Genomic DNA, 26,475 nt, shown 5'->3' with positions numbered 1-26,475 from the left:
GGCGAGCCTTCACCCGGGGTAGGTCACGACTCCCTTCCGTACATGCGCGTCCGGTGTCAGCGTCGCCGGCGTGACATCACCAATTCCCATGAGATGGTCGACGGTGATGCCGCTGGCGAGGAGCCAGTCGGTAATGATCCGCCGATGGCATCGCCACCAGACCGCTTCGGCACACATGATCGCGCAGCGGTCGTTCTCCGCCAGCGCGATCAGTTCATCGAGGCCGGCGCGGAACGCCGGCGTCTCGGCGTAGTCGGCGTAAGCCCTGAACGCGTCGACGCGCCAGTACCGGTTCTGTGACGGCGGCGCCCCTTTGGGATGATGGCGCCGCCCGCCGAGGGCCTTGAGATGACGGTAACCGATACCGTGTTCGGCGAGCGCCGCCGGGAGAGTGTCGGCATTGAATTGCGGCGTGGCGCGCGACCGTGGAATCGATCGCACATCGACGAGCATGGTGATTCCGGCCGATTCGAGGATCGCGACAAACTCCTCGAGCGATCGGTTCGAATGGCCGACGGTGTAGATCGTCACCGGGATCGGGTCGGGGATTGGAGCATCTGCTCGCGACGACCCAGCGCGCGTCTTGTGCACAACGGGAATATGGATTCCGAACGGACGAGGGAGAAGGACCGCATTCGTGCCGTCCTTCCCCCTCTGTGCTACCTGGGAACTGCTGCTGTTACATCGGCCAGAACTGCATGAAGATCGCGCCGGTGACGAGCCCGTAGATCAGGCCATCGATCGTGGAGCGGATCGTGGTGCCCCACGGCCGCTGGTACCAGATCGAGAACGGCCAGATCGCCGCCGAATAGGCGAGGAATGATGAGAATGCGACCGCGTGGAAGACGTGGTGCGGCGACGCCCCGTGCATGACGGTGGCGCTGGCGAGACACGCCACTGCGGCCGAAACAACCAGGACATAGAGGAACCACTGGATCAGGAAGCTGGGCATCGACATCGGCATCGGCCGCAACATGGTCATGATGACGTTGGGTCCGGCGGCCATCTTGGCCTTGAACCCCGGCGACCGCATATCCGCCATGCTGTCTGCCTTGGGGATCATGTACTCGCCGTGCGGAATCCCGAACGGACGAAGCGCGGCCATCACATTGTCCTCGTCGGGCACCTTTGAGAAGTCGTTCTTGTGCCACGGCGTCGCCATGTGGATCACCGACGACACGATGAATACCGCGACGGCAGACAGGAGGATCGGAAGCCACAGCGTTTCGATGGCGTACATGGACCCCTCGGATCGGTTGGGAAGAAGGGGCTAATCTACGCCGAAAACGAGAACCCGTAAGCGGAATGTCGTAACGGTCGAGCGATCGATCGCCGGGCGAGTTCGCCGGACAGTTGTCGAACGCCGAAATGGATCGCGCCGCTCCTCCCATGTGGCAGAAGCGGCGCGCATACCATGGTCAGCCCGACACGGTCGAGCTGGGACCAGGCAACTGTCAGGCGGTCAAGCGGCGACCGTTTGCCCAGGTCGGACTGACGATGATACTAGGACTGCTAGGCAAGGGATCACCTCCTTCGAAGCGGGTGGGACTACGGGCGGACAATCCAAGTGTAGAGAATCTCTGCCGCGAATTCAACCGGGGGCGCCATCGATCTGCACTGACCACGATGCGCGCAATAATTGTGCAAACACTCGCGCTGCGTGGCGTCACTCCGAATGCACCACGGTGTCATCATTGATCACCATCAGGAGGCTCAGATGCAACGCAGCAACCAGAAAGCACAGGGATCGGAATCGAGCGGCCGAAACAGCAGCGGCCAATCCCGGTCGAACAAGTCGTCGCAGTCGCAGTCGAGCAAGTCGTCGCCATCGCAGTCGAGCAAGTCGTCGCAATCTCAGTCAGGCAAGTCGTCGCCATCGCAGTCGAGCAAGTCGCAGCCGCAGTCCAGCCGGTCGCAAGCCTCATCCAACCGCTCGCCATCGAGCAAGTCGCCATCGGGGAGCCAGGGGAGCCGCTCGTCGCAGCGGCAGGGTTCGGATGCCGACCTCGACCAGTGGAACGAGAACGACCTCGGTGACGGCGGACGCCAGAGCGGGAGCCGGTCGATGTCGTCGAACCGGTCGGGGGGGAGCAGCTCCCGGAACGCGAATCAGGGGAGCAGCAAGCAATCGACCAATCCCAACAGCTCCAACGGCAACACGCGGCGTTCGCAGCATCGGCACTGAACCGAGCGGTCGGGAGGATTTCACCATGGCACAGGTTCTGGATCCGGTGTGCGGAATGTCGATCGATCCGGCAGCGGCGGAGGGAGTCTCGAACTGGAATGGCGAGCGGTACTACTTCTGCTCGAAGAACTGTCAGCATCAATTCGATGCCGATCCGGCGCACTACGCGAAGGGCCGGACGGAGGGCAGCAGTGACGAGCCGCCATTCACGAAGACGGGTCCGGTTGTCGCACCAAAGTTCGGCGCCGCCGGAAGTGGCGGCGCCGAGTACGAACCTGGACCCCCGAAGAAGTCTCGCTAAGGCTTGCGGCGAGGGGCGGGGATAGGCGCCGGTTGCGTGCAAACCGGCGCCTTCACGCCAACCGCAGCGCGTACTGCCGGCATTCCATTTGATGTCAATGTCGCATTCAATGCCGGCAGCGCCTCACTGTTGATCGCCTTCCAGTGCTCGGCCGTGTCGTGCAGGTCCCTGCACAATGCCTCCCACCCACCAATCTCTGCACCGTTCGGCGCCTGATCGGCGTTGTCGGTGCTGGTCAGCGCACTCGTGAAGGCATTGCTCGACCCGAAGAAGTTCGGCGGCGTCCGTTGTCCGGAACGCCCGAACACCCCGGCGTTGCCGCTGACGGTGTCGAGGCGGGAACGGAATGCCGCGATCGCCTTTGCCGCAACTGAGTTCGCATCGCCCGGCGTGAGCGCCTTCAACTCATCGCGCATCGCCTGCACCTGCTGATAACCGTCCCATGCCACCTGCGCTGCGACGTAGAGCTTCCGCAGAAAGGTGTATTGTGCGCGCACGTCGGCGGCAGTCGCGGGTGACCGCGGGTCACGGGTGACGGTGGCGGTCTGCGTATAGCTCTTGCCGTCGGCCGTGAGCTTGATGGTGTACGTCCCCGGTGGCACCAGGACCCCCTCCGGCGACGCCGGGGTCAGCCCCGGATTCGCATTGATCTCGTAGGTATGCGAGAAGGCCGGCGGCGGCGCGAGCCGCAAATCCCAGTTGGCGCGATTGAGCCCGGCCTCCCTGGGCAAGCCGTGCGGGAGCGCCACCCAGAAATTGGGGTTCGGCGGGCGCGCAGCCTCCTTGACCGGCGGTTCGGCGACGCTGGAGAGATGCCGGACCATGGCACCCGTGGAATCGAGGACGTCGATCGTGATGTCGCCCGACGGTGCGCTGGCGAGCGAGTAGTAGATGAGCATCCCTTCCGGCGGGTTCAGTGCGTGCGGCACCTCGGGCGGGAATGGCGTATCGTAGTTGGTGTTCCGCCGGTACCGCGTCGTCGGATCGGGCTTGAAGAGATGCACCGATTCCTCGGTCACGGCCGGCGTCAGCTGCCTAAGCACCGCATAGTCGTCGAGCACCCAGATCCCCCGGCCGTAGGTGCCGACGATCATGTCGTTACCGGCGAAGGCGATGTCGCGGTACGAGGTGTTGGGAAGGTTGAGTTGGAGCGACTGCCAGTTGTCGCCATCGTCGAACGAGACATACATCCCGCTCTCGGTTCCGGCGAAGAGCAGGCCCGCGCGCACCTTGTCGGCCCGGATCACGTTGGCGAACGAACCGCTCACCTCATTGGTCGGCAGCCCGTTCGTGATTCGCGTCCAGGTCTTTCCGAAATCATGGGTGCGATAGAGATACGGCGTATCATCGCCGGCGCCCGACAGATTGACCGCCACGTAGGCGCCGCCGGCGTCGGTGTGCGACGCATCGATCATCGAGATGAGCGCCCGCGGACCGAACGGCAGGCCGGGAATCGTGACGTCTTCCCAGGCCTTGCCGTCGTCATGCGTCACCTTGATCAGCCCGGTATTGGTGCCGGCCCAGATGATTCCGCGTCCCACGGTGCTCGCGGAGATCGTCTCGATCGATCCGCGCGGGAATGAGCCCGGCGGCGACGGCACCGTATCCGGAAGCGGCGTGACGCCCTTCGGCGTGGTCAGGTCCGGCGAAATCTTCGACCAATGCATCCCGGCGTCGGTGGTTTCCATCACGTACTGGAAGCCGGTGATCAATTCGTGCTGGTTCCATGGCGCGAAGGTGATCGGCTGCGAGAAGGAGTTTCGCAGATGCAGGTCCGGATTGGTCTGCGGGGAAATGCTGATCCACTGCTCGGCAGGATAGGAGATCTTCTCGATCCCGTTGCCGCTACCGTATACGGTGTTGGGGTTGAGCGGATCGGCGATGATCGTCCCCCACTCCCACGACGGTACCGCGCTCCAGTCGAGCGGCGTGATCTCGCCGAAGTTGCCGCGGCTCCGGGTGCGCACTGCGCCGGCATCCTGCTGGGTGGCGTAGATCCAGTATGGCGTCGAGTTGTCGGTCGAGATGTGATACACCTGCTCGGTCGACTGGTTGTACCACGAACCCCAGGTCTTGCCGCCGTCGAGCGTCACCACCGCGCCCTGATCGAGGCCGAGGAGGATGCGATTGCTGTTGACCGGATCGAGCCACATCTGCTGCGGATCGTCGCCGCCGGGAGCGCCCTTGAAACCGGTGAACGTGTTGCCGCCGTCGGTCGACACGTAGCTCGAAGTGTGAATCGAATAGATGATATCGGGATTCCTGGTGTTGACGTAGACGCCGCAGTTGTAACCGCCCTGTCCATTGCGGATTCGTTCGTCGTCCTTGTCCATCTGGCGCCAGCTCGTCCCGCCGTCGTCGCTGCGGAAAAGGCCGTTGTTGCCGATCACGAAGACGCGCGACGCGTTGGTGTTCTGCGCCACGGCGACGTATTCGCAGCCGGCAAGCCTCGGGAGGCCACTGCCAGAGACCTCATTCCATGTCACCCCTTCGTCGGTCGACTTGTAGAGCATCGTCGCCGTGGCTTGCGACGGCGGGCCGCTCGGCGCCGGCGGGAAGATTCCAGATGGCGGCGTCGGAACCCGGTAGTGCCGGATCGACGTGGCGAAGATCACGTTCGGCTGGTCGAACGCGCGGGCGATCTTCTGGATCCCGGTCGAATCATTGACGAAAAGGGTCCGCGTCCAGGTTCGGCCGCCGTCGGTGCTGCGATAGACGCCGCGCATCTGGCTCTTGTGATTGACGTCGCCTTCGGCGGCGGCGAGGACGATGTCGGGGTTGGTCGGGTCGACGAGCATCGACGGGACCACGCGCGAATCATCGAGGCCGATGTGATGCCAGGTGGTGCCGGCATCGGTCGACTTGTAGATGCCGTCGCCGACGTTGTACGGACCGCCGGTGACCTTGTCACCGGTCCCTACATAGATGATGTCGGGATTCGATGGTGCCACTTCGACCGACCCGATGGAGGACACTTCCTTGATCGAATCGAAGACGGGGTACCAGGTCTCGCCGGCGCTGGTCGTCTTCCAGACGCCGCCGGCGGGAAGGCCGACGTAGAAGGTCCCCGGCTGGCCTATTGCCCCGGTCACTGCCGCGATCCTGCCGCCGCGGAGCGGACCGACGTTGCGCCAGACGAGGCCGGCGAGCAGCGATGGTTTGACCGGCGAGGCGCCGACCATGAGAAGCGCAGCGCTGCAGGAAGCGGCACGGAGAACGGCACGTGCGCGCAGGGGGACGGCTGTCCGTCCGGTATGGGATGATGTGGGCATATCAGAAGATACGGCACGACGCCGATTCGGTGTCAAAGGGATTGCGTGGCTTTTACCAGACTTTCACCGATATTGGTCGAATGACACCGCGTACCGCGATTGTGGTCGGGTCGGGACCGAACGGCCTCGCCGCGGCGATCACCCTCGCCCAGGGGGGATGCACAGTCACGGTGCTGGAAGCAGAGCCGACAATCGGCGGCGGGATCCGGTCGGCCGAGCTGACCCTCCCCGGATTCATGCACGACGTCTGCTCCGCGATCCATCCGATGGCGGCCGTCTCCCCGTTCTTCCGCTCGCTCCCGCTCGCCGAACACGGGCTGGAATGGCTCGACTCGCCGGCGCCGTTCGTCCACCCGCTCGATGACGGCACAGCCGTCGTGTTCCACCGCTCAATCGACCGTACCGCCGCGAGGCTCGACGCGGACGCCGACTCCTGGCGCGCCCTCTTCAACCCGCTGATCGCCGATCATGACCGGCTCATCGAGTCGCTGCTCGCGCCGCTGATTCCGCCGCGGCATCCGCTCCTCATGGCGCAGTTTGGACGGCACGCGCTCCGTTCCGTCGATCACGTCGCCAACACCTGCCTTCGTGGCGCGCGGGCGCGGGCGCTCTTCGCCGGGATCGCCGCGCACGCCGTGCTCCCGTTCGATGCGGCGGGGAGCGCGTCGTTCGCGCTCGTCCTTGGCCTGGTGGGGCACGTCGCCGGGTGGCCGTTCCCACGCGGCGGATCGCAGCGGATTGCCGATGCACTCGCCAGTACGCTCGGCGCTGCCGGCGGCGTGGTCCGCACCAATCGACGCGTCGAGTCGGCCGCAGAGCTCAGCGGCGCCGACGTCGTGCTCTTCGACCTCTCGCCGCGCCCGCTCCTCTCCATCGCGGCAGAACGCCTTCCGCCGCGATACCGGCGGCGGATCGGCGCGTACCGGTACGGCCCGGCGGCGTTCAAGATCGACTGGGCGTTGCGCGGACCGATTCCATGGCGCGCCGCGGAATGCGCCCAGGCCGCGACGGTCCATCTTGGCGGGACATACGAGGAGATAGCCGCATCGGAAGCAGCAGTGGCACGTGGCGAGCACGCCGAGCGACCGTTCGTCCTGCTGACCCAGCCGAGCCTCTTCGACGACACGAGAGCGCCGGCGGGCCAGCATACCGCCTGGGCGTACTGCCATCTCCCGAACGGCTCTCCGATCGACATGACCGCGCCGATCGAAGCGCAGATCGAACGCTTTGCGCCAGGCTTTCGCGACCTGGTGATCGGCCGCCACGTGACGACGCCGGCCGATCTCGAACGTCACAATAGCAACTACGTCGGCGGAGACATCGTGGGTGGTGCCAACAACCTGATGCAGATGCTGGGGCGCCCGCTCCTCTCGTTGCACCCGTACCGGATCCCCGTTCGCGGGTGGTATCTCGCTTCGGCGTCGACGCCGCCGGGTGGAGGAGTGCACGGGATGTCGGGCTTTCACGCCGCGCGCGCCGCGCTTCGCGCGCTCAGGTGAATCCGATGACGGCAGCGGCGCTCTTCGGTGGCGATGTGCACGCAGAATACTGGGCGACGCGCTGGCTGCTGCAGCGGTCGCTCGCCGCGATCTATCTCGTTGCCTTCCTGGTCGCAGTCAACCAGTTCCGTCCGCTGCTGGGGACGCGCGGGCTCACGCCGGTGCCGTTCTTCCTGCAGAACACCCGATTCTCCGACTCGCCGTCGCTCTTCTTCTTCCATTACTCCGACGGATTCGCGGCCGCGCTTTCCTGGATCGGCATCGCCTGCGCGGCACTGGCGATCGCCGGAATCTCCGAACGCTTCGGGACGCCGGTGAGCATGGTGATCTGGACGACCATGTGGCTCATCTATCTCTCGATCGTCAACGTGGGGCAGACGTGGTACTCGTTCGGATGGGAGACGCTCCTCTGCGAGTGCGGTTTCCTCGCGATCTTCCTCGGCGCCCGGCACACCGCGCCGCCGGTCATCGTGATCTGGATGTTCCGCTGGGTCCTCTTCCGCGTGATGCTCGGCGCCGGTCTCATCAAGCTGCGCGGCGATCCGTGCTGGCGCGATCTCACCTGCCTGGTCTATCACTACCAGTCCCAGCCGATGCCGAACCCCCTGAGCTGGTATTTCAACCGGTTTCCGGGATTGGTGAACGAAGCGGGGGTGCTCTTCAATCATCTTGCCGAGGTCGTTGCACCGTTCGGATATCTCATCCCGATCGCGTGGGTCCGCCGTACCGCCGGCGCGATCACCGTGATCTTCCAGGGGACGATCATCCTGAGCGGCAATCTCTCATGGCTCAACTGGCTCACCGCGGTGGCGGCGATCGCGTGCTTCGACGACCGGATGCTGGCACACGTTCTCCCGGTCCACGCCGGACCGCTCGAGCCGATTGCGCTGCCGCACCGCATTGCCCTCGGCGCGCTCACGGTGCTGGTCGTCGCGCTGAGCATCCGGCCGGCGCTCAACCTGGTCTCAAGCCGCCAGGCGATGAACACCTCGTTCGAGCCGTTGCACCTGGTCAACACCTACGGCGCCTTCGGCTCGATCTCGCGGGAGCGGATGGAAGTGATCATCGAGGGGACGACCGATTCGGTGATCACGCCGGCGACGTCGTGGAAGGAGTATCAGTTCAAGGCGAAGCCGGGGGACATCTCACGACGACCTCCGTGGATCGCACCGTACCACCTGCGCATTGACTGGCTGATGTGGTTTGCTGCACTGAGCCCGGCGTACGCCGATTCGTGGTTCCTGCCGCTGGTTGCACGGCTGCTGCAGAACGACAAGCCGACACTCTCGCTGCTGGCGGGGAATCCGTTCCCCGACAGGCCGCCGGTGTGGATTCGCGCCGAGCTCTACAATTACCAGTTCACGACCGCGGCAGAGCGCAAGGCGACCGGGAACTGGTGGAACCGTGCCCTCGTGGGCGACTACCTGCGCCCGATCTCACTGCAGACGCCGGGATTGATCGGCGGCCTCGAAGCGCAGGGGTGGGTGCGCTAGCTCAGGAGCCGCGGGTGAGTGGGATGTACTCCGCGTCGTCCTTCGCCATCGCCTTGAACCAGTCGATCAATGTCGTGATGCTCGACGCCGGATAGACCCCGGTTCCTCCCGACGTCACATGCACGATGCGCAACTCCCGCCCGACCTGGGTGTATTCGGCGATGTAGGTCCCGAACTCGGTGACCGCGTGCACCGAATCGGGGAGCTGCGCCTTCCATCCTTCGGGAAGGTTGAGGCGCACTTCGCGACGAACGGTCCCTTCGCCGAGGGGTCGCGATGCGTCGATCGGCAGCTTGCGCTCACCTTCGCGCTGCAGCGCCTCGACGGCGTTGGTGAACGCGGCGGGCGACCCGCGGAAACCGTTGGGAATCGTCAGGATCGAGAGCGGACCAGCCGGCTTCGCTCCGTCGCCGTTGCTCTCCAGGTAGACGATCCTCGGCGCGATGCTGCGATCGGCCGGGGTCGCGATGATCAGCGAATCGATCGTCGCATTGGGAAATGGCTTCGCCCCGGTGCGCTTGAGCGCCGCGAGCCGCGCCGAATCGGGCGGGGTCGCAAAGGCAGCACGCATCGCGTCGGCCGCGGAGCCGTGCGTCGCCAGCGTGAGCGTGCCGGAGACCTTGCCGTCTGCGGTCATGTTGCCGATGAAGACTTCGTCGGTCGATCCGATCGAATCCTTCGGGAAGGTGATGTCGCGCGAACTGCCGTCGGGAAAGACCACCAGTCCGAAGCCGCCCTGGTACGACGGCGGGATCTCGCCGTCAGCAAAGTCGTCGGTGGTGAGGTCGAGGAAGGTGAAGCCGGTCTTCCCGGCCTGCGGCACCGCGGCGATCACATGGTCGAACTGTTCGATCGCGGGGAGCGAGCGGTCCGTGCCGCCGCCGCTGTTGAGGAGGACCGGATAGGCGGTGATGCCGAGATGCTTTGCCGCGGCGATGAAGAGCGTCGCCTTGTCCTTGCAGTCGCCGTAGCCGGTGGTCACGGTGGCTTCGGGGAAGCGTGGCTGGTACCCGCCGATGCCGAGCGACACCGACACGTAGCGCAGGTCGTTGGCGATCCAGCGGTGCAGGGCGTTGATCGTGTCGTTGGCGCTGTGCGCCGACCGGACGATCGAATCGATCTGGGCAGTGATCGCCGGCGTCAGCACATAACGGTTCTTCGAAAGCGAGTTGTACCACTGACCGATCGTATTCCACGTCATCGGTGCGCCGACGCGGAGCCCCATCGACGGAATGCTCGAGTCGGGGGCGAAGAGTTGCGCCTTCGGCGGCTGCACGTCGTGGGTCGACCAGATGTAGACGTGCCTGCCGTCGTGGCGGATTTCGTTGCGCGCGAAGTTGAGATGCGTCTCGACGATGTGCGGCGTGATGCCATCCGGCACATCGAGAGTGAAGCGCGAGCGGAGGCCGGGTGTGGCGAGGGAAAAGCTCCAGCCGCTCAGCATGTCACCGGCGAGGGGCGGCCTGGTCGATTCGATCGTCCAGCTCAGGTCGACCAGCGTTCCGGGCGCCACATCGCCCAGGGAATAGCGGATCACCTTGGTCTGGGTGTACACCGGATTGACGGTCGACGCCGCGACGTCGGATGTCTGGGACAGCGTCGGCTTGTCGCTGATCACCTCGCCCGACGGCCGCACCACGCGCATCCAGTTGACCGTGACCTTTTCGCGATCGGGCTGATACGCGACGCGTTGCTCCGCCCATCGCGCCACCCCCGACGGCTTGAGGATCTGCACCACCTGGCGATAGGTCCGCGATCCGCGACCGTCGGTCTCGAGGCGGATCGTCCCCTCATCGAGCAGATAGATGAACGGGTACGCTCGATAGTTGGCCGAATCGACCGCGAGGGCGTAGATCGAGTCGGTCACCCGAACCGGGGCATGCCGCATCGTCCCGACGGGGATCGGCGAGTCTGCCTTCGGCTGCGGAGCGGGGGACGTGATCATCGCCGCAGAGGCGACGGCGGCGGACAGCAACATCGTGGTGGCGGACGTCATTCAACCTGCTCCAGGGCAGTTCAACCGTTGCGGGAATCTACCCGGATGATGCCCGGGGCCGCGCGGATGTCGCGGCGAGCCGGTAAGTCTCCGGATACGGCGCATCGCGAAACCGCGATCACCCTCCGCTCGTCGGGAAGCGGTCGGATCGCCCCGCCACCTTTCACGATGGAATCCCGATGCCGCTTCGTTCGTCGCGCCAATACGGGTCGATCGCCGCCGCCCTGATCGTCTCGGTGCTCCTCCCGGTTCGGGCGCTTGCCCAGACGCCGTCCCCGATCGAACGCCTCCTCCCCGGAAGCGCCCTCCTCACGGCGCCGAAGACGGCTGACGAATCGCAGGTCTGGCAGGTCAGCCGGCGGAAGGGAGGCGACACCACCGAGACGCGATTCGGCCAGGTCACCCGCACCGCTCATCCTGCCGCGGAGCGTGGTGTCCTCCAGATCACCAGCACCTGGGCGCCGCCGTTCTCGTCGATCGACACCGCAACCATCGCCCTGCACGATCTCTCGCCGGTGGCCGAAATGCTTTCGTACGGCGGGGCGGTCCGGCGCTATCAATACCATGGGCGCGTGGTGACCGGCACGGTCGTCAAGGGCGATTCGGCGCCGCGCGAGGTGCACGACACGTTCCCCGAACCGGTGTTCGCCTTCGACGAGGTCGAGACGCTGGCGCGCGCGCTGCCGTTCCGCAAAGGGCTGACGGTGGTGGCACCGCTCTTTTCCGAGGCGGACGAGAAGGTCGAGCACGACACCTTCACCGTCGTCGGGACGATGAAGAGCACGGCGGCGGAGCCGGTGTGGGTGATCGAGTTCGCCGACCCCGCGATCGTCACGCGCTACTTCGTCGGCACCCGCACCCGGCGGATTCTCAATGCCGAAACGAAGCAGCGGCAGGGCGGAGCGATCCTCCGGTACGTGCCGATCGGCTAGCCAGATGCGTGGCGCGACGGATCCGGCGGGTCGCGCATCATAGGTTGACAGTCATACTATGACGCCAATACTATGAGGCGACTACCAGACCGGAGCGATCGATGGACGAACCGAATCGGGACGTGATCCAGGGGACCCTGGACATGCTGATCCTCAAGACGCTGTCCCTCGAGCCGATGCACGGCTACGCGATCGCTCGGCGGGTGGAACAGCTCTCTCGCGATGTTTTCCGCGTCAATCCGGGTTCCCTCCTCACGGCGCTGCAGCGGCTCGAGCGCGCCGGTGCCCTCGACGCGGCGTGGCGCGAGAGCGAGCAGGGGCGCCGGGTGCGGATCTATTCGCTCACCCGCGCCGGCCGCCGGCAGCTTGATGCCGCCACCGCCGACTGGAAGCGCCGCGCCGGTGCCGTGGCACGCCTCCTCAGCGCGGAGGGGTGAGATGTCGCTCTGGCGGCAGGTGACCCGTGGATTCCGTGTCCTGATGCATCGCGACCAGGCCGATCGGGAGCTGCGCGACGAAGCGCAGCAGTTCATCGATGCGGCGAGCGCCGACGCGGTGTCGCGCGGAACCGCACCGGACGAGGCGCGGCGCAACGCCCGCCTTGCCTTCGGTTCCACGGGGGCGATCCGGGAAGAGGTCCGCTCGCACGGGTGGGAAGAGCGGGTCGCCTCGCTGATCGCCGATGTGCGATACGCCGCGCGCGGGATGGCGCACCGTCCCGGATTTGCTCTCGCCGCGATCCTCACGCTCGCCATCGGCATCGGCGCAAGTACCGCGATCTTCAGTGCGGTCGACCCGATTCTCTTCGCGCCACTGCCGTATCCGCATGCCGACCGCGTCGTGATGTTGTCGGATCGGAACGCCAGCGGTGCGCCGATCGCCGTGACCTACGGCACCTATCTCGAGATCGCTGCGCGCGCCCATTCGTTCAGTGCCGTCGCCATCGCCGACCGGTGGCAGCCGGCGCTGACGCAGCCACAGGGCGACCCTGAACGGCTCACCGGCGATCTGGTCAGCACCGGGTATTTCCCGGCGCTCGGCGTCTCGCCCGCGATCGGCCGCGATTTCACCTCAGCCGACGATGTCATTGGCGCGCCGCGCGTCGTGATCATCACCGACGCGCTGGCACGACTCCACTTCGGCGACCCGCGATCTGCCCTGGGCCGAGCGATCATCCTCGACGGTGATCCGTTCACCGTCATCGGCGTGATGCCGCGGACATTCGACAACTATCTGGCGCCGCGGGCACAGCTTTGGACGACGCGGCGGTACCGATCGAACGCCTCGTTCCAGAGCCCCGAATGGGGTCACCATGAACGGATGGTCGGCCGCCTCGTGAACGGGGTGACACCGGCGATCGCACAACGCGAGGTGACGGCGATCGGCGCGACACCCCAGCCTGCATTCCAGCGACCGCCGTGGGCGGCGATGGCGAGTGGACTCACCCTCGAATCGCTGCAGGCGGCGATCACCCGCGATGTGCGTCCGGCGCTGCTCGCCGTGCTGGCGGCGGTGGCACTGCTCCTGATGATCGCCGCCGTCAATGTTGCCAACCTCCTCCTCGCGCGCGGGGCACAGCGTCGCAGCGAGCTGGCGCTGCGCGCCACGCTTGGCGCAGGTCGCGGGCGGCTCGTCCGACAGCTGCTCACCGAGAGCGTACTGCTCGCGATGGTCGGCGGGATCGCGGGGCTGGGCATCGCGGCAATCGGCGTGCGCGCCCTCGTCTCGCTCGCCCCGGCAGATCTGCCGCGCGTCGGAGCGATCCGCCTCGATACCACGGCGCTCCTCTTTGCGCTGGTGCTGACGTCAATCGTCGGTCTGCTGGTGGGAATCGCGCCAGCGCTGCAAGGCGCCCGTCCCGACCTCCACAGTGACATCCGATCCGGAGCCCGGACCACCGGCGTCACCCATCCATCGGTTCGCCGGGTACTGGTCACGGCCGAGGTGGCGCTGGCACTGATGGTTCTGGTGGGAGCGGGACTGATGCTGCGATCGCTGACCCGGCTCTTTTCCATCGCACCGGGATTCAACGCGCAGCACCTGCTGACGATGCAGGTCGAGGCCGCCGGACATCAGTACGACAGCGCCAGCGCGCGCTATCAATTCTTCACCAGCGCGCTCGACGCCGTTCGCGCCGTTCCGGGCGTCACCGATGCGGCGTTCACCAGCCTGCTGCCGCTGAGCGGCGACCTCGATACCTACGGTTTCCGGATCGAATCGATCGCGCTCGCCGACGCGAACGCCGGCCACAGCGCCCTGCGCTACAACGTCAGTCCATCGTGGTTCCACACCATGGGGATTCCGCTGCTGCGCGGCCGTCTCCTCGATGCCGGCGATCGACCGGGAAACGGCGAGTCGGTGGTGATCAGCGCGTCGATGGCGAAGTCGGAATTCGGCGGTGCCGATCCGATCGGCCAGCACTTTCGCGCCGGGCCGGAAATCGGTGACACCACCCGGCCCTGGGCGGTCGTCGTCGGCGTGGTCGGCGACGTGAAGCAGGCGTCTCTGGCCGACGACGGTGGGAACGCCTTCTACGGTGCCACCGGGCAGTGGCCGTGGATCGACGGTGCCGAGTCAATCGCCGTGCGCACTACGGCGGATCCGGCTGCGCTGGTCCCTGCGGTCGAACGCGCCATCTGGTCGGTCGACCGCAACCAGCCGATCATCCGCGTCGCCACGATGGAGCAGCTTCTCGATCGCTCCGAGGCGCAGCGGCACTTCGTCCTTACCGTGTTCATGGCGTTCGGTCTCACCGCCCTGGTGCTCGCCGCGATCGGCGTCTTCGGGCTCATCTCGGGGAGCGTCACGGAGCGGATCAGCGAGATCGGCGTGCGCACCGCGCTCGGCGCGTCGCGCGGCAACATCGTCCTCATGGTTCTTCGCCAGGGGATGACCCTCGCCGGCGTGGGAGTGGTGATCGGCATCGCCGGGGGTGCGGCAGTGAGCGGGATCCTCCGGACCTTCCTGTTCGGGATCGGCCGGACCGACGTTGTCACATTCGCGGCCGCATCGGTCCTGGTGCTCGGCGTCGCCGTTGCGGCGTCGGCGATTCCCGCCTGGCGTGCGGGACAGGTCGATCCGGCGCAAACGCTGCGAGGGTAGGGAACAGTTCGGAGCCGGAGAGCTCCTCGACGCCTCAGTGCTTTCATTGGACCACAGTTCGCCAATCGTTCGCCACAGATTTTTCGACGGCGACGTCGATTTGTAGCGAGTCGGCCACAATTGCGGCGCAATTTCCCGCTCGAAGATGATAGCGAGGAGATCACGAAGAGGATGTGCTGATGTAAGCCGTGAGACAGCCTCAAGAGCTGTGCGAATCAGGTGTGTACGATGCGCGCCGCGGGTCGTCACAAGCCAACATGAAAACACACCATCACACCGGATTCGACAGGGCCTCGGTACTCGGTGCCGCAGCCCTCATAGCTGCAATGACCGGATGCAGCCGCGAGAAGCCGACCGCGAACAACATGCAGCTGGCCATCGCCCGCAAGCTTCCCAAGCTGACGGCACTGAAGCCGGTGGTGCTGATCCCCTTCGCACTCAGCTGGAGCGATCCGTCCGGCGGCAACCTCCTCGGCGCGCTGCGGGGTCCGGAATTGGCTCGGCCAGCCGCGCCGCTGCCGCTGCTGGACGTCAACTACGCCGATGACCACGGCGCAGTGCCGATGACGTCGAACGGGACGAGCGGCGGCTGGGGCGGCGGGTCGGCGTGGTACTTCGCCGGTCTCCCCGCGATCGTGGGGCTGGGCGCTTCCGGCAGCGGTGGCGGGCCCGGTGGCATCGGCTGGGGCAGCCCGGGGAGCACCTTCAGCGGTGGAATTCCGACGTCGCGCAACGGGGGCACAGCACCGGTGTCGAGTGATTTCAACCGCCACCATACGATCGGCGGCGACGGGCCGAGTTCGTTCAATGGTGGGAGCGGGGTGAACACCTTCGCGAGCGGCGGTACGGTGGTGACGAACTCGGTCAGCCGGAATCAGGACGGCAACAGCCAGGGCGAGAACGACCAGGGGAATTCGTTCAATGCACCCTCGGGTCCTTCGATCACCGGAACGGGCGGCTGGAGCGGCAACGGTGAGTTCTCCGAATTCTCATCGGACGTCGGCGCGCCGGGTGGATCTGTGCCGAACTTCTCGGCGCCGACGTTCAACGCCGATTTTTCACTGCAGATCGATGAGATCAACAACCCCGATACCGATCAGGATCTGGCACCGGAACCGTCGGCGATGATGATGGTGGGGCTCGGGTTGATCGGGCTGACCGGGGTGAAGCGGCGCCGCCGGAAGTAGTCTGCGGGCGAGCTTCATTCCTTCGCCAGCGCGCTCTCGATGTCGAGGCGCGCTGGTTTGTTTTTTGCTCAAACCATCGTCGATCCACCTCCCCCGTTCCGCAATTGATGGTTCCGCCGGAAGTTTTGATAAGGGGAGTCGGTTTGTCCGTGGCATCGGCTCGACGTTTCTGTCGATGACGCTCAACACAGTTTCGCCCGCGATCGTCCTGTCCTGTTCACAACCTGCGTTGCCCTGGGGGATTTGTGAAGATTCCTGCTTTCCTCGCCCGCTCGTTTGCGGGTGCGTCGCTGCTGCTGGCGCTCGGCACGGTCCCGGCCCACGGGCAGACACTCTTCCTGAACGGACTGCCGAACGGCGTTGGCGGGGTCTCCAGCGAACAGGATCTATCCGTCTCTCAGTCGATGATTTACGACGATTTCATCGTGGGTGGATCAGGATGGAATGTCACCGGTCTGTCGGGGTATTTCCTGAGCCAGTATCTCACGTCGACGGCGGCATGGGAGATCCGGAGCGGCATATCTCTGGGGGACGGCGGGTCGCTGCTTGAGTCAGGAACATCGAGCATGGCAATGACAGCGACCGGCAATACCGTTGTCGGCCTGACGGAATATCAGACCGACATCAGCGGATTGTCGTTCTTTCTCGCGCCGGGGACATACTGGATGGGGATCTCGCTCATCAACGGTACCTCGGGTGGTCAGGCGTTCGTGGAAGTGACCAGCGGCTCGGGCGGGGTGAATTCCGATCCTGACCTGCTCGCGTTCTGGAATAGCTCGTTCTTCGGAGCGGACTTCGCTTCTGCCGAGGATGCCGGGCTCACGGGGCCCTCCGACTTTGCGTACGACGTCGAAGGGACCGCCGCGGAGATCAACACCGTTCCCGAACCGTCGACGATGGCGCTCTTCGCCACCGGCCTCGTCGGAATGGCCGGCGCCGGCGTGAAACGGCGTCGCCGCAAGTAGTCAGCGCAAAAGATTTCTCCTCTCGCCAGCGCGCTCTCGAACTCGAGGCGCGCTGGTTTGTTTCTTGCTGAACCACTCTTCGTTCCGACGCAAAATTACCGCAAAGCCTTGATCCGCCGGTAGTTGCGATGCTGGTCTGGCGAGCACGCTGTGGCTTCCCGCCAACGATTCTGTCGACGGAGCGCGACAGAGATTTGCGGAGTCGATTCGAATATCTCGCTTGAGTTGCTGTTCCAATTCCTTTGGAGGAATCGTGAAGACACCCAGCGTGCTGGTTCGTTCCCTCGCAGCTCTTTCGCTGCTCGCGGGGCTCGTTGCTGCCCCGGCATCAGCGCAGAACTTGTTTTTCAACGGGACTCCCAACGGGCTCGACGCGTTGTCCAGCGACTTCAATACGGGCGTCAGCCAGTCGATGGTTTACGACGACTTCGTCGTCGGCGGATCGGGGTGGAATGTGACTGACCTGTACGGTCTGTTCGTGGGCACCGTCCAGTGGCAGGGCGCGCAATGGGAGATTCGAAGCGGCATGAGCACCGGGAATGGCGGCACGTTGGTCCAATCAGGATCCGGGGCTGTGACCCAGACCGATGAATTGACGAGCCCGTTCTCGTTGGAGGAGTATCAGGCACATATCAGCGGGTTGTCGTTCTTCCTCGCGCCGGGGACGTACTGGATGGGGATTTCGGTCGTTGGCAACGGCACTGGTGGAGACTTCGTCACAACAACCAGCGGAGCGTCAGGCGTCAACTCGAATATCAACGGTTCCGGCTTTTGGAACAGTAGTTTCTTCGCCGTAGATTTCGTCCCGACCACCGATGTGGCTTCCGATGAAACGGACTTTTCCTACGGCATCGGCGGCACGCTCGCCGACGTCAGCTCCGTCCCCGAACCGTCGACGATGGCGCTCCTCGCCACCGGGCTCGTCGGGATGGCTGGCGCCGGGATGAAGCGGCGGCGCCGCAAGTAGTCAGCGCACAGCGCACAAGATTTTCTCTCGCCAGCGCGCTCTCGAAGTTGAGGCGCGCTGGTTTGTTTATTGCGCGCCCGATCTGCGTCCCGCTGGCGCGAACTTCGAACCGATGAGCCAGTCTACCAGCAGTACGTCGCTGGACTTTTCCTACGGCGTGGGCGGGGCGCTCGCCGAGATCAACACCGTCCCCGAACCGTCGACGATGGCGCTCCTCGCCACCGGGCTCGTCGGGATGGCCGGCGCCGGGATGAAGCGGCGGCGCCGGAAGTAGCGGCTGCCGCACGAGGCAGACGCGACGGCGGGTCACCCGAACGGCTTGCGGAAGAGACTGATTTCGATGTCGGGTTACCCGGACGACTTGCGGAAGAGACGGATGGCTTGCGGAAGAGACGGACGGCTTGCGGAAGAGACTGATTTCGCTGTCGGGTTACCCTGACGGCTTGCGGAAGAGGCAAACGCGCCGGCGGGTCGCACCGACGCCTTGTACAAGTCGACGAACGGCTTGCGGGGGCGACTGATTTCGATGTCGGGTTACCCGGATGGCTTGCGGAAGAGACGAATGGCTTGCGGAAGAGACTGATTTCGCTGTCGGGTCACCCGGACGGCTTGCGGAAGAGGCAAACGCGCCGGCGGGTCGCACCGACGCCTTGTACAAGTCGACCGACGCCTCGACGATGTCGACTGACGGCCTGATGAAGGAGACTGAGGCCGTTACACCGTGACCTCTGCCGCCTTCCACGTCGCCGGGTTGTCGGGCTCCTTGAACATCTGGTCGAGATTGACCTCAACCCCGCTCGCCGTCTTCGTGATCGCCAGCCGGTCCATCGACCGAGTGGCGCGACCCGAGACGTACGTACCATCGGGGAGATAGTGCGAGTGGTGCTTGGGGCATTCGAACTGGGCATCCTGGCCGTTCCACCGCAACGGCGCTCGCTGATGCGGGCAGGCGAGGTTGAAGGCGATCACGACCCCCTGCCAGCGCGTGATGATGACACCATTCGACTTGTCGATCTGGGCGCCGTCCGCAGCTGGAACCGGGTACGAGACAGTGCTCCCGCGCCGCGCGATCGCATCGACCGGGATCGGCCGCATCATCGCCAGCACTCGGCGCGGCACGCCGAGGCTCAGGAGCGCAGACGCCGCGAGTATCGACGCGCGCTCGACGAAGACCCGCCGGTCGATCGCTTCGCATGACGGGCAGGCGCCCACGTCCTCCCGCTCAATCTCGCTCATGTAAGGTTCGCCAGTGCGGTGCCCGCAAGCAGGGTGCAGAGCCAGAGGACCTGCGACGCACGGGCGTGGCGTCGCACTCCCTTCCAGGTTCGATCTGAACGTTCCGCGCCGCTCGACGGTTCGCCGAAAACCCGCTCGGCCCGGATCAGCAGCGCGCCGTTGATCACCAGCAGCGTCACGAACGCCAGCTTGACCGCAAAGAGCGGCGCGTGCAAGAAGGTCGGAAGGTCGGACGTTGCGAGGGCGATCCCGCTGATGAGCACCACCACCAGCGACCCGACGACGACGCGATGGGATTCCTGGAGTTCGATGGCGGCAGCGCGCGCCGCTTCACTTTCTCCGTTGCGGACCTGGAGCGTGGCGCGATCGGTGAAGAGCGCCGTCCCGCCTCCGATCAGGATCCCGGCGAGATGCACGAAGATCACGCCGGTATCGACCACCGGCGAGTTGGAATAGATCTCTTTCCACGGCGCGAAGAAGTGAACCAGTCCGGGTGCGTCGATCATCAGTGTTTCCAGATCCACATCATGAGGGTTGCCGCGGTGGCAACGGAGATCGATGCGATCGCCGCGGTGCGGTGGCGGTCCGCCCCTGATGGGAGCGTCCCGGGCGTGGGCGTCACATCGCGGCGAAGCTTGGCTGAGCCGGCGACCGATGCGGTGTAGGCAAAACCGGCATCGGCGGCGAGCATCAGGATCGAGTGAATGGTGCGCCGCACTCGTCCGTCCGAAACATGCCGCGCTTCGTAGAGGTTGAGCACGCCGGTGACAGTGTTGATTCCGAAGAGCGACACCAGCGCGATCGCCGTGGCGCTGTGCGCGCCGGTGAGGGCCGACGATCCGCGCAGTCCCTGCCGCTCATCGCTGATGAGCTTCTCGCCGAGGACGAATTCGGTGGCCATCACCGGAAGGGTGACGTAGCTCGCCAGCAGGTGAATGTGGAGGCGAGTGTAATAGCCGTTGGAGAGCTGAATCGCCATCGGCCGCTGCTGCGGCATCGCCGCCGAATCGGCGACGTGGCAGATGTCGCAGCGCGACGGCGGTCCGGCGATGCCGACGGTTGCGGCGGGGGCGGCGGGGGCGGTGACCGGAATGGTGTCGCTCTGGGCCGCGAGCTGAAGCGGTGCGAGCGATCCACCGAGCATCACCACGCCCACCGCTAACAACCCACGTAGATCGTTCATTGTGACGAGGTGACTCCCGAAAGAATGCGATACTCGCCAGCGCGAAGTGTATTGCCGGAAACCTGACCAGCGGGTGACAAGTGTGCGTGCGATCATCCGGATGACCGCCTTGCCGCCTGTGGCGGCGGAAAAGGGCGCAAACGCGGCTCTCCAGTGGAGACGAATCGGGGTTTCGGCGATGGACGCTCCATGCCGAAACCCCGTTGCGATCAGACACCTGACGGTTGGCGGTCAGCCATTACTCCACCTTCAGCTTGCCCGTCATCCCGAGTGGTGCGTGCGGATCACACTGGAAGTAATAGGTCCCCGCGGGGAAGTTGACCGGAACGTCGAAGGTCTGCTGCGGCAGCTGTAGCATCTCGCTCGGCGCGGGCAGTCCCGCGACACCGGCGTTGCTGTCGGCGAGGAAATCCACGTTGTGCACGCCGGCACCAAGCGTGAACCGAAGGAGATCTCCGCGCTTGGCCGTCACTGCGGCCGGTTCAAAGCGGCTGCCCTTCTCGTCGGTGACGAGGGTGATGGCGATGATGGTACGGGTCGGTTTTGCAGCGGCGGGCGCGGCTACGCTCGCGGCCGAGGGTGGCGTGGCCGCGTCGTTTGTTGCCACCGGCCCCTTGCCGCACCCGATGAGGGACAGTGCGCTGCAGAAGAGGAAGAGTCCTTGTACCCGTGCTGTCGACATACAATCTCCTAGAAGTCTTTTCGTTGGAAGGTTTTCGCCGCGAACCAGAGCGGCCCGATGAGCCAGAGCGTCAGTGCGACGATCAGGTAGAGATGTCCTGCCGATGTGCCAATCACGTGCTGGACCACTGCGCCGGTGTAGCCGGAGAGCGCCGCTGCGTCGGTGCCTATGAGGAGTTGCACCCGAGCGAGGTCGATCGGGTTGAAAGCGAGAAGCCCGAGGAGCGGGAGCTCGATCGGACGGTCGCCCCACACCATCGCGCCGAGAAGGAGAGCGCCGTCCCAGAGGACCGCGGCAGCGAGCCACGCCGCCAGCGCCACGCCGAGGGCGCGCACCCGGTTTTCGATCGCAACCGCGATCACGAAGGCCAGCGCCGAGCCGATCATCGCCAGCGCCCACGCGGCAAGCACGAGCCCGCCGAGTTGACCGAGCATCGCGGCGTCGAGCAGGCCGTGCCACACAAATGGTGCGACGAGACCAATCGCCAGCGTCGCCATCAGCGGCAGCACAGTCTTGCGGTAGAGTCCGATGAAGACGGTGCGTCGCGTCACCGGCTGAGCCAGCAGGAGTTCGGTGACTTCGCGCGCCTGGTGCACCTGCACCGTCCCCGCGACGAGCGCCACGAGCGGCGTCACGATCAATACCACGTCGAGGAGCGAGACGATCGTGGCCAGGCCGCCGCCGCCGAAGCGGATCAGCAATTCGCCGGCGATCATCAGGATCGCGGCAGTCGCGACGAGGCCGCGATAGCGCGAGGATCCGCGCAAGGTGACGCCGCCGAACCGGGCGACGGCGTTCATGCGACCGCCTGGAGCGAGGGGCGCGCCCAGAGGCGATCGACGGCTCGTTCAAGGGTGCACTGACCGGTCGTGGCCTCGAGCTGTTCGACCGAGCCTTCCCACTGGATCGATCCGTCGGCAAGAAAGACGATGTCGTCGACCAATTCCTCGAGCTCAGTCAGAAGGTGCGATGTGATTAGCACCGTGGCGCCCGCGGTCCGCGCCCCGATCAGCCGGTTCTTGAGCGCCCGGCTCGCGACGGGATCGAGCCCCGCAGTCGGTTCGTCGAGAATCAACAGCTGTGGCCGAAAGGCAAATCCGAGCACCGTGTTGATCTTCTGCCGAGTGCCGCCCGAGAGGAGGCCGAGCGGGCGATCGAGTGCGTCGGTGACGCCGAACGCCGCTGCAAGAGAGAGGTCGGGCTTGAGTGCGCGAGGCCGGAGCGCCGCGAACGTTGCCAGCAATTCGCGTCCGGTGAGCTGCTGCGGAAAGCGGACGATCTGCGGGACGTACCCGATGGCGTCGCGGTAGTCCGGCGAGCCATCGAGCAGGTGACCACCGACTCGGATCGTGCCGCGGTCGGGGGTCGCCAGGCCGAGGATCAGCTTGAGCAGCGTCGTCTTGCCGGCGCCGTTCGGCCCGATCATCGCGGTGATCCGTCCCGCGCGGATGTCGGCGCTCGCATCCTGCAGGACCACCGTCCGGCCAAACCGTTTCGATACGCGGTGCAGCGTAATCATCGTGATTCCCTCGCGATCATCGGATCGCGCATCAGCGGGTGGTGATCGACGACGCTCGCCGGCGTCAGCACCGGGAGGACGCGTTCGGCGGCGTCGAGGAGCCGGACGAAGAGGGCGTGCTGGAAGAGGAGTGCCGGGTGCGAGCGCTCGACCAATGCGGCGAAGAGGCGCATCGGGCGATACGGCACATCACCAGCGCCGTCGTGATCGAGATCCCAGCCGTGATAACCGTCCCACCAGTTGCCGTCGAGATCGGTGCTGTTGCCGTCGCCGTTGGCTGCGATGTCGAATGAATTGCGGGCGAACGCGTTCGCCTCGAATCGCCCGTCGCCGGTGCTGGCCAGCAGCCGGACACCCCAGCCGTTGTCGATGAATTGATTGCGCGTTGCCACCAGCCGGTCGGCGCCGTCTGCCATCAGCCCGACGGTGTTGCCGCGGAAGGTATTGGAGTCGAGGTGTGCGTCCTGGATCTCCTTGAGGAGGAGACCGTACGAGGCCGGGCCGTGATTCGAGGTGAAAAGGTTGCCGTGCATTGCGACGACACGGGTGTACATCACCGCGACGCCGCTCGCATTGGAGCGGAAGGTGTTCCCGGTATAGCTGGAGGAATCGGAATACATGAAGTGCATCCCGTACCGGACATTCCCCTCGCTCACGTTGCCGCGCACGTCGGCGTGGCGGGTGAATTCGAGGTAGATCCCGTCGCGGTGGCCACGGATCGTGTTCCCCAGCACGGCGATCTCGCGGCACGACCAGAGATGGATGCCGTTGCCGCTGACTGCCTCGCGTCCCGGAACGCCGGTGATCGTGTTGTTGCGTACGGTGCAGCCGGTCGCCCGGGCGAGATAGATCGCGAAGAAGGTGTGCGTGAAGCGATTGCCGTCGATGGTGCAGTCGTGCGAATCGACGACGCGCACCGCGGCACGGTCTTCCTTGTACGCAAAGCCGGTATTCCGGAATTCAAGGCCGCGGATCGTGACGCTGTCGGCGTGCACGATGATGATTGCATGCGTCCCCCCGCCATCGAGAATCGCGCCCGGTTCGCCCGCGAGGGTGATGGCGCGATTGATCGTGATCGTCGGCTCGGCGTAGACACCGGCTCGTACCACCACGATGCCACCGGCAGGCGCCGCCGTGATTGCGGCAGCGATGCTGGTGTATGGCCCCGTGACCGAAACGACCAGCGGAGACTGCAGCATGGCGGCGACGGCGAGCACTGCGATCACGCTGGCGTCCCGGCGAGATGAGGGACGGCCGGCACGATCGGAACGGGGCGGCGCGAAGTGCGCTTTCGGTCCGCGGCAGCAAGTGCAACGAGAATCATCGCGCCGCCGAGAGCCAGAGTGCCACTCGCCGGCCATGATGTCGCGGTAAAGTTGAGCAGCTGCTTGCTTCCCAGCAGCGGAGGCTGATAGCTCATCCCCGGGATGACGATGATCGCGTTCGCCATATCGAGATTGTGGCCGTAGTCATATTCCCAGCGATGGAAGTCCCAGATGCCGGCGGCAGCGAGCGCCACCGCAAGGACGCACCACGCCGCCGCGAGCCGGCGCGACCCGAACGCGGCGGCGATCAGCAGAATCGCCGCGAGGAAGGCAACGATCTTCGGCATCCACGCCAGTTCGGGAATCGCGTTCGGTACGATCACACGCATCCCGATGTAGTGATTCAATTCATTGATGCTGAGCAGGTCGCCGGGCTTGAGCCCGACGACAGTGCTGGTCCGGATCGCCAGTCCGAGCCCTTCGGGATACTGCGGCGCGACCAGCCGAACGGTCCAGAGCGGGAGGATCAGCGCGGCGATCGTCAGCAGCGCGGCGATTGCGAGGAGAATGCGGCCGCGGCGGGTCATCGCCCAGCCCCTTTCATGCTGCCATGGTTCATCGGCATCCGCGCCTGCTGTGTTGCCGCCTTGGGGGAGGTGTTGGCGGTGAGCGGCACGTTGCTCCCCGGCGCACTCACGCGGATGTACCCCTGCATCTCCTGGTGCAGCGCACTGCAGAAGTCGGTGCAGTAGAACGGGAAGACGCCGACCTCCTGGGGGACCCAGCGCAACGTGCGCGTCTCACCGGGCAGAAGGATCAGGTTCGCCGTGTTCATCCCCAGGACCGCGAAGCCGTGGACGATGTCCCAGTCCTGCTCGATGTTGGTGACATGGAAGTACACCGTGTCGCCGAGCATCACCCCCTCGAGATTGTCCGGGGCAAAGTGGCTGCGGATCGCAATCATCTTGACGTGCACGGCCTTGCCGCTGCGCGTGATCCCGCCGTCCGCCTCGCTGCGAGCCACGTACGGATTGGTGTTGCCGGCGAGCGCGAGGAACTTCACCTGCCGCGCGCGAATCAACGACGCGGGGAGTGCCTGTGCGTAGTGCGGCTCGCCGACGGTGGGGAAGTCGAGGAGGAGTCGCATCTTCCCGCCGCTGATGTCGAAGAGCTGTGCCGACTGGTCGAGCTCCGGGCCGGTCGGGAGGTAGCGGTCCTTGGTGATCTTGTTCATCGCCAGGAGGTACTTCCCCCACGGCTGGCGCGAATCGCCGCCGGGGATCATCAGGTGGCCGATCGAGTAGTACGTCGGCGCCCGATCGACGACCTGCCACGTTCCCAGCTTCCATTTCACCACCTCGGACGAGATGAACATCGAGGTGTAGGCGTATCCCTTCCCGTCGAACTCGGTGTGCAGCGGCCCGAGGCCCGGGTGCTGCACTTCGCCCGCGAGGACGGCTTCGTACTTGAGCACGGGGATGCCGTCGAGATCGCCATCGAATGCCTTCGCGGCGATCGCCTGCTGCATCTTCGTGAACGAGTGCACCGGGATCACCGTGGCGAGCTTGCCGCCACCGACGATGTATTCACCGGTCGGATCGATATCGACGCCATGCGGCGACTTCGGCGTGGGAATCAGGTAGACGACGCCGGGACAATCCTCCGGCTTCAGGACCAGGACGCTGTGCTTGCGTTCGGTGACCGCGATGCGGCTCTTCTCGTCGACGTAGTTGTGATCGTACTCCGCCGGCGTGCGGTGTGCCTTGCCATCCTTGACGCACTGCTCGGCGAGCTTCCAGTGCACCGCGGCGATGTAGTCCTTGTCGTTGCGCGATGCATTCACTTCGAGCTTGGTGTACGCCTGCTCGCTGTTGTAGCTGGTGAAGAAAAACCAGCCGTCGGACGGTCCCTTGCCGGCGTGGCCAAGGTCGTAGTCGTACCCCGGCATCAGGATCTGGAAAGCGATGTCCATCTTCCCCGGCTGGTCGGCGCGCACGAACGACAACGTCCCCTTGAAACGTTCCTTGTAGTCGGCGATCGGCACGTCGCTGTTCGGCACCGGAACCGAGAAGCGCGTCGCGGAGACGACATATTCCGAATTGCCGGTGGTGAACGGCGACGCATGCCCGCCCGCCGAGTTGGGGATCTGGATGATCTCATCGGTTTCGAATCGGGTCAGGTCGATGCGCGCGATGCGCGGCGTGTTGTTGCCGTTGATGAAGAGCCAGCGGCCGTCGGGGAGACCATTGGTCTGCGACAGTTCAGGATGATGGGTGTCATCCCACGGCACCATCCCGTACGTCGTCTGCAGCAGTGCGCGGTTCTCCTCGGTGTAGCCGTAGCCATTCTCCGGGAACGCCGAGAAGACCGGGATCTCCTTGAGGAGCCGCCCCGAGGGTAGTCCGTACACCGCGACCTGGCCGCTGTAGCCGCCGGAGAGGAAGGCGTAGAACTCATCGTAGTGGCCGGGTGCGACGTACACCGCCCGGGCAGCGTCGCCGGTGAGGAGGTCCTGCGGCGCGGGAGTGCGGCAGGCGGTCGCCGCAACGGCGCTCGCGACGATCAGGGAACAGCTCAGTCTCGACAGTGACATGGCAACCTCGGATCGATGGTTCGTACCAGCTGATGCACCGAAAGTGTGATCCCGGGCTGTAGAGGAGCGTGAACGACAGATGAAGAGCCATTCATCTG

Annotated in this window: 24 protein-coding genes; 11 read left to right on the top strand and 13 right to left on the bottom strand. The window is 65.3% G+C overall.

Annotated features, from left to right (window positions below; translation table 11 throughout):
* Window positions 1–9: 9 nt before the first annotated feature.
* Entirely contained in the window at window positions 10–591 is a 582-nt protein-coding gene (locus VGM20_06340; protein HEY4100478.1) for a DUF488 domain-containing protein, read from the bottom strand.
* Window positions 592–679: 88 nt separating this feature from the next.
* Window positions 680–1,240, bottom strand: a complete 561-nt coding sequence (locus VGM20_06335; protein ID HEY4100477.1) for a hypothetical protein — start codon at window positions 1,238–1,240, stop codon at window positions 680–682.
* Between the two features lie 477 nt (window positions 1,241–1,717).
* Between VGM20_06335 and VGM20_06330 the strand changes: the two genes are divergently transcribed.
* Together VGM20_06330 and VGM20_06325 are read left to right on the top strand one after the other, a co-directional pair.
* Window positions 1,718–2,185: a hypothetical protein gene (locus tag VGM20_06330; protein HEY4100476.1), complete on the top strand. Its 468-nt coding sequence runs from the start codon at window positions 1,718–1,720 to the stop codon at window positions 2,183–2,185.
* A gap of 25 nt (window positions 2,186–2,210) precedes the next feature.
* Window positions 2,211–2,486 carry a YHS domain-containing protein gene (locus VGM20_06325; GenBank protein HEY4100475.1) on the top strand — a complete coding sequence of 92 codons (276 nt, stop codon included), beginning with the start codon at window positions 2,211–2,213 and terminating at the stop codon, window positions 2,484–2,486.
* On the opposite strand, the gene VGM20_06320 is transcribed toward VGM20_06325, so the two are convergent.
* Window positions 2,483–5,758 carry a hypothetical protein gene (locus tag VGM20_06320; protein HEY4100474.1) on the bottom strand — a complete coding sequence of 1,092 codons (3,276 nt, stop codon included), beginning with the start codon at window positions 5,756–5,758 and terminating at the stop codon, window positions 2,483–2,485. The two genes, VGM20_06325 and VGM20_06320, sit on opposite strands and share 4 nt — an antisense overlap.
* Window positions 5,759–5,838: 80 nt before the next feature.
* Here VGM20_06320 and VGM20_06315 point away from each other — a divergent pair, with 80 nt between their 5' ends.
* The gene (locus VGM20_06315) at window positions 5,839–7,257 is read left to right on the top strand and encodes an NAD(P)/FAD-dependent oxidoreductase (GenBank protein ID HEY4100473.1); all 1,419 of its coding nucleotides are present in this window, start codon (window positions 5,839–5,841) and stop codon (window positions 7,255–7,257) included.
* A gap of 5 nt (window positions 7,258–7,262) precedes the next feature.
* Window positions 7,263–8,750, top strand: coding sequence for a lipase maturation factor family protein (locus tag VGM20_06310; GenBank protein ID HEY4100472.1), 1,488 nt, complete (start codon window positions 7,263–7,265; stop codon window positions 8,748–8,750).
* Between the two features lies 1 nt (window position 8,751).
* Here VGM20_06310 and VGM20_06305 read toward each other — a convergent pair whose 3' ends face one another.
* Entirely contained in the window at window positions 8,752–10,746 is a 1,995-nt protein-coding gene (locus VGM20_06305; GenBank protein ID HEY4100471.1) for a DUF3857 domain-containing protein, read from the bottom strand.
* 179 nt (window positions 10,747–10,925) lie between these two features.
* Between VGM20_06305 and VGM20_06300 the strand changes: the two genes are divergently transcribed.
* From VGM20_06300 to VGM20_06270, 7 genes are all read left to right on the top strand, one after another.
* A complete protein-coding gene (locus VGM20_06300; protein ID HEY4100470.1) occupies window positions 10,926–11,678 on the top strand; it encodes a hypothetical protein in 753 nt (250 codons plus the stop codon).
* Between the two features lie 101 nt (window positions 11,679–11,779).
* Complete coding sequence (locus VGM20_06295) at window positions 11,780–12,115, top strand: PadR family transcriptional regulator (protein ID HEY4100469.1); 336 nt, start codon at window positions 11,780–11,782, stop codon at window positions 12,113–12,115.
* 1 nt (window position 12,116) lies between these two features.
* Entirely contained in the window at window positions 12,117–14,780 is a 2,664-nt protein-coding gene (locus tag VGM20_06290) for an ABC transporter permease (GenBank protein HEY4100468.1), read from the top strand.
* Between the two features lie 326 nt (window positions 14,781–15,106).
* Complete coding sequence (locus VGM20_06285) at window positions 15,107–15,967, top strand: PEP-CTERM sorting domain-containing protein (protein ID HEY4100467.1); 861 nt, start codon at window positions 15,107–15,109, stop codon at window positions 15,965–15,967.
* 245 nt (window positions 15,968–16,212) lie between these two features.
* Window positions 16,213–16,932, top strand: coding sequence for a PEP-CTERM sorting domain-containing protein (locus VGM20_06280; protein ID HEY4100466.1), 720 nt, complete (start codon window positions 16,213–16,215; stop codon window positions 16,930–16,932).
* A gap of 253 nt (window positions 16,933–17,185) precedes the next feature.
* Window positions 17,186–17,899 (top strand): PEP-CTERM sorting domain-containing protein, encoded by a 714-nt coding sequence (locus VGM20_06275; GenBank protein HEY4100465.1) that lies wholly within the window; start codon window positions 17,186–17,188, stop codon window positions 17,897–17,899.
* Between the two features lie 112 nt (window positions 17,900–18,011).
* Window positions 18,012–18,173, top strand: coding sequence for a PEP-CTERM sorting domain-containing protein (locus tag VGM20_06270; GenBank protein HEY4100464.1), 162 nt, complete (start codon window positions 18,012–18,014; stop codon window positions 18,171–18,173).
* Between the two features lie 440 nt (window positions 18,174–18,613).
* Here the strand turns inward: VGM20_06270 and VGM20_06265 are convergent, their stop codons facing one another.
* The 9 genes from VGM20_06265 to nosZ form a co-directional block, all read right to left on the bottom strand.
* Entirely contained in the window at window positions 18,614–19,135 is a 522-nt protein-coding gene (locus tag VGM20_06265) for a Rieske (2Fe-2S) protein (protein ID HEY4100463.1), read from the bottom strand.
* Window positions 19,132–19,641 (bottom strand): hypothetical protein, encoded by a 510-nt coding sequence (locus VGM20_06260; protein HEY4100462.1) that lies wholly within the window; start codon window positions 19,639–19,641, stop codon window positions 19,132–19,134. Before VGM20_06260 ends, VGM20_06265 begins: the two co-directional genes overlap by 4 nt.
* A complete protein-coding gene (locus VGM20_06255; protein ID HEY4100461.1) occupies window positions 19,641–20,318 on the bottom strand; it encodes a hypothetical protein in 678 nt (225 codons plus the stop codon). Before VGM20_06255 ends, VGM20_06260 begins: the two co-directional genes overlap by 1 nt.
* A 238-nt stretch (window positions 20,319–20,556) precedes the next feature.
* The gene (locus tag VGM20_06250; protein ID HEY4100460.1) at window positions 20,557–21,000 is read right to left on the bottom strand and encodes a plastocyanin/azurin family copper-binding protein; all 444 of its coding nucleotides are present in this window, start codon (window positions 20,998–21,000) and stop codon (window positions 20,557–20,559) included.
* Between the two features lie 8 nt (window positions 21,001–21,008).
* Window positions 21,009–21,800 carry an ABC transporter permease subunit gene (locus VGM20_06245; protein HEY4100459.1) on the bottom strand — a complete coding sequence of 264 codons (792 nt, stop codon included), beginning with the start codon at window positions 21,798–21,800 and terminating at the stop codon, window positions 21,009–21,011.
* Window positions 21,797–22,519, bottom strand: coding sequence for an ABC transporter ATP-binding protein (locus VGM20_06240; GenBank protein ID HEY4100458.1), 723 nt, complete (start codon window positions 22,517–22,519; stop codon window positions 21,797–21,799). The genes VGM20_06245 and VGM20_06240 overlap by 4 nt, the downstream gene beginning before the upstream one ends.
* Complete coding sequence (nosD, locus tag VGM20_06235) at window positions 22,516–23,745, bottom strand: nitrous oxide reductase family maturation protein NosD (GenBank protein HEY4100457.1); 1,230 nt, start codon at window positions 23,743–23,745, stop codon at window positions 22,516–22,518. The genes VGM20_06240 and nosD overlap by 4 nt, the downstream gene beginning before the upstream one ends.
* On the bottom strand, window positions 23,742–24,371 hold the full coding sequence (locus VGM20_06230; protein ID HEY4100456.1) for a hypothetical protein: 630 nt from the start codon (window positions 24,369–24,371) through the stop codon (window positions 23,742–23,744). The genes nosD and VGM20_06230 overlap by 4 nt, the downstream gene beginning before the upstream one ends.
* Window positions 24,368–26,377, bottom strand: a complete 2,010-nt coding sequence (gene nosZ, locus VGM20_06225; protein HEY4100455.1) for a Sec-dependent nitrous-oxide reductase — start codon at window positions 26,375–26,377, stop codon at window positions 24,368–24,370. The genes VGM20_06230 and nosZ overlap by 4 nt, the downstream gene beginning before the upstream one ends.
* Window positions 26,378–26,475 lie beyond the last annotated feature (98 nt).

The sequence above is a fragment of the Gemmatimonadales bacterium genome (assembly GCA_036500345.1).
Classification (GTDB): Bacteria; Gemmatimonadota; Gemmatimonadetes; order Gemmatimonadales; family GWC2-71-9; genus Palsa-1233.
Note: the sequence above shows the minus strand (reverse complement) of the source record. Positions and strands in the feature narration are given on the sequence as shown.

Bases quoted from the DNA above. Each gene is read 5' to 3' on its own strand.
- VGM20_06310 (HEY4100472.1), top strand. From the start codon at position 7,263: ATGACGGCAGCGGCGCTCTTCGGTGGCGATGTGCACGCAGAATACTGG.
- VGM20_06300 (HEY4100470.1), top strand. From the start codon at position 10,926: ATGCCGCTTCGTTCGTCGCGCCAATACGGGTCGATCGCCGCCGCCCTG.
- VGM20_06240 (HEY4100458.1), bottom strand. From the start codon at position 22,519: ATGATTACGCTGCACCGCGTATCGAAACGGTTTGGCCGGACGGTGGTC.
- VGM20_06335 (HEY4100477.1), bottom strand. From the start codon at position 1,240: ATGTACGCCATCGAAACGCTGTGGCTTCCGATCCTCCTGTCTGCCGTC.
- VGM20_06320 (HEY4100474.1), bottom strand. From the start codon at position 5,758: ATGCCCACATCATCCCATACCGGACGGACAGCCGTCCCCCTGCGCGCA.
- VGM20_06250 (HEY4100460.1), bottom strand. From the start codon at position 21,000: ATGTCGACAGCACGGGTACAAGGACTCTTCCTCTTCTGCAGCGCACTG.
- VGM20_06260 (HEY4100462.1), bottom strand. From the start codon at position 19,641: ATGATCGACGCACCCGGACTGGTTCACTTCTTCGCGCCGTGGAAAGAG.
- VGM20_06255 (HEY4100461.1), bottom strand. From the start codon at position 20,318: ATGAACGATCTACGTGGGTTGTTAGCGGTGGGCGTGGTGATGCTCGGT.
- VGM20_06295 (HEY4100469.1), top strand. From the start codon at position 11,780: ATGGACGAACCGAATCGGGACGTGATCCAGGGGACCCTGGACATGCTG.
- VGM20_06270 (HEY4100464.1), top strand. From the start codon at position 18,012: ATGAGCCAGTCTACCAGCAGTACGTCGCTGGACTTTTCCTACGGCGTG.
- VGM20_06265 (HEY4100463.1), bottom strand. From the start codon at position 19,135: ATGAGCGAGATTGAGCGGGAGGACGTGGGCGCCTGCCCGTCATGCGAA.
- VGM20_06325 (HEY4100475.1), top strand. From the start codon at position 2,211: ATGGCACAGGTTCTGGATCCGGTGTGCGGAATGTCGATCGATCCGGCA.
- VGM20_06315 (HEY4100473.1), top strand. From the start codon at position 5,839: ATGACACCGCGTACCGCGATTGTGGTCGGGTCGGGACCGAACGGCCTC.
- VGM20_06290 (HEY4100468.1), top strand. From the start codon at position 12,117: ATGTCGCTCTGGCGGCAGGTGACCCGTGGATTCCGTGTCCTGATGCAT.
- VGM20_06305 (HEY4100471.1), bottom strand. From the start codon at position 10,746: ATGACGTCCGCCACCACGATGTTGCTGTCCGCCGCCGTCGCCTCTGCG.
- VGM20_06285 (HEY4100467.1), top strand. From the start codon at position 15,107: ATGACCGGATGCAGCCGCGAGAAGCCGACCGCGAACAACATGCAGCTG.
- nosZ (HEY4100455.1), bottom strand. From the start codon at position 26,377: ATGTCACTGTCGAGACTGAGCTGTTCCCTGATCGTCGCGAGCGCCGTT.
- VGM20_06330 (HEY4100476.1), top strand. From the start codon at position 1,718: ATGCAACGCAGCAACCAGAAAGCACAGGGATCGGAATCGAGCGGCCGA.
- VGM20_06230 (HEY4100456.1), bottom strand. From the start codon at position 24,371: ATGACCCGCCGCGGCCGCATTCTCCTCGCAATCGCCGCGCTGCTGACG.
- VGM20_06245 (HEY4100459.1), bottom strand. From the start codon at position 21,800: ATGAACGCCGTCGCCCGGTTCGGCGGCGTCACCTTGCGCGGATCCTCG.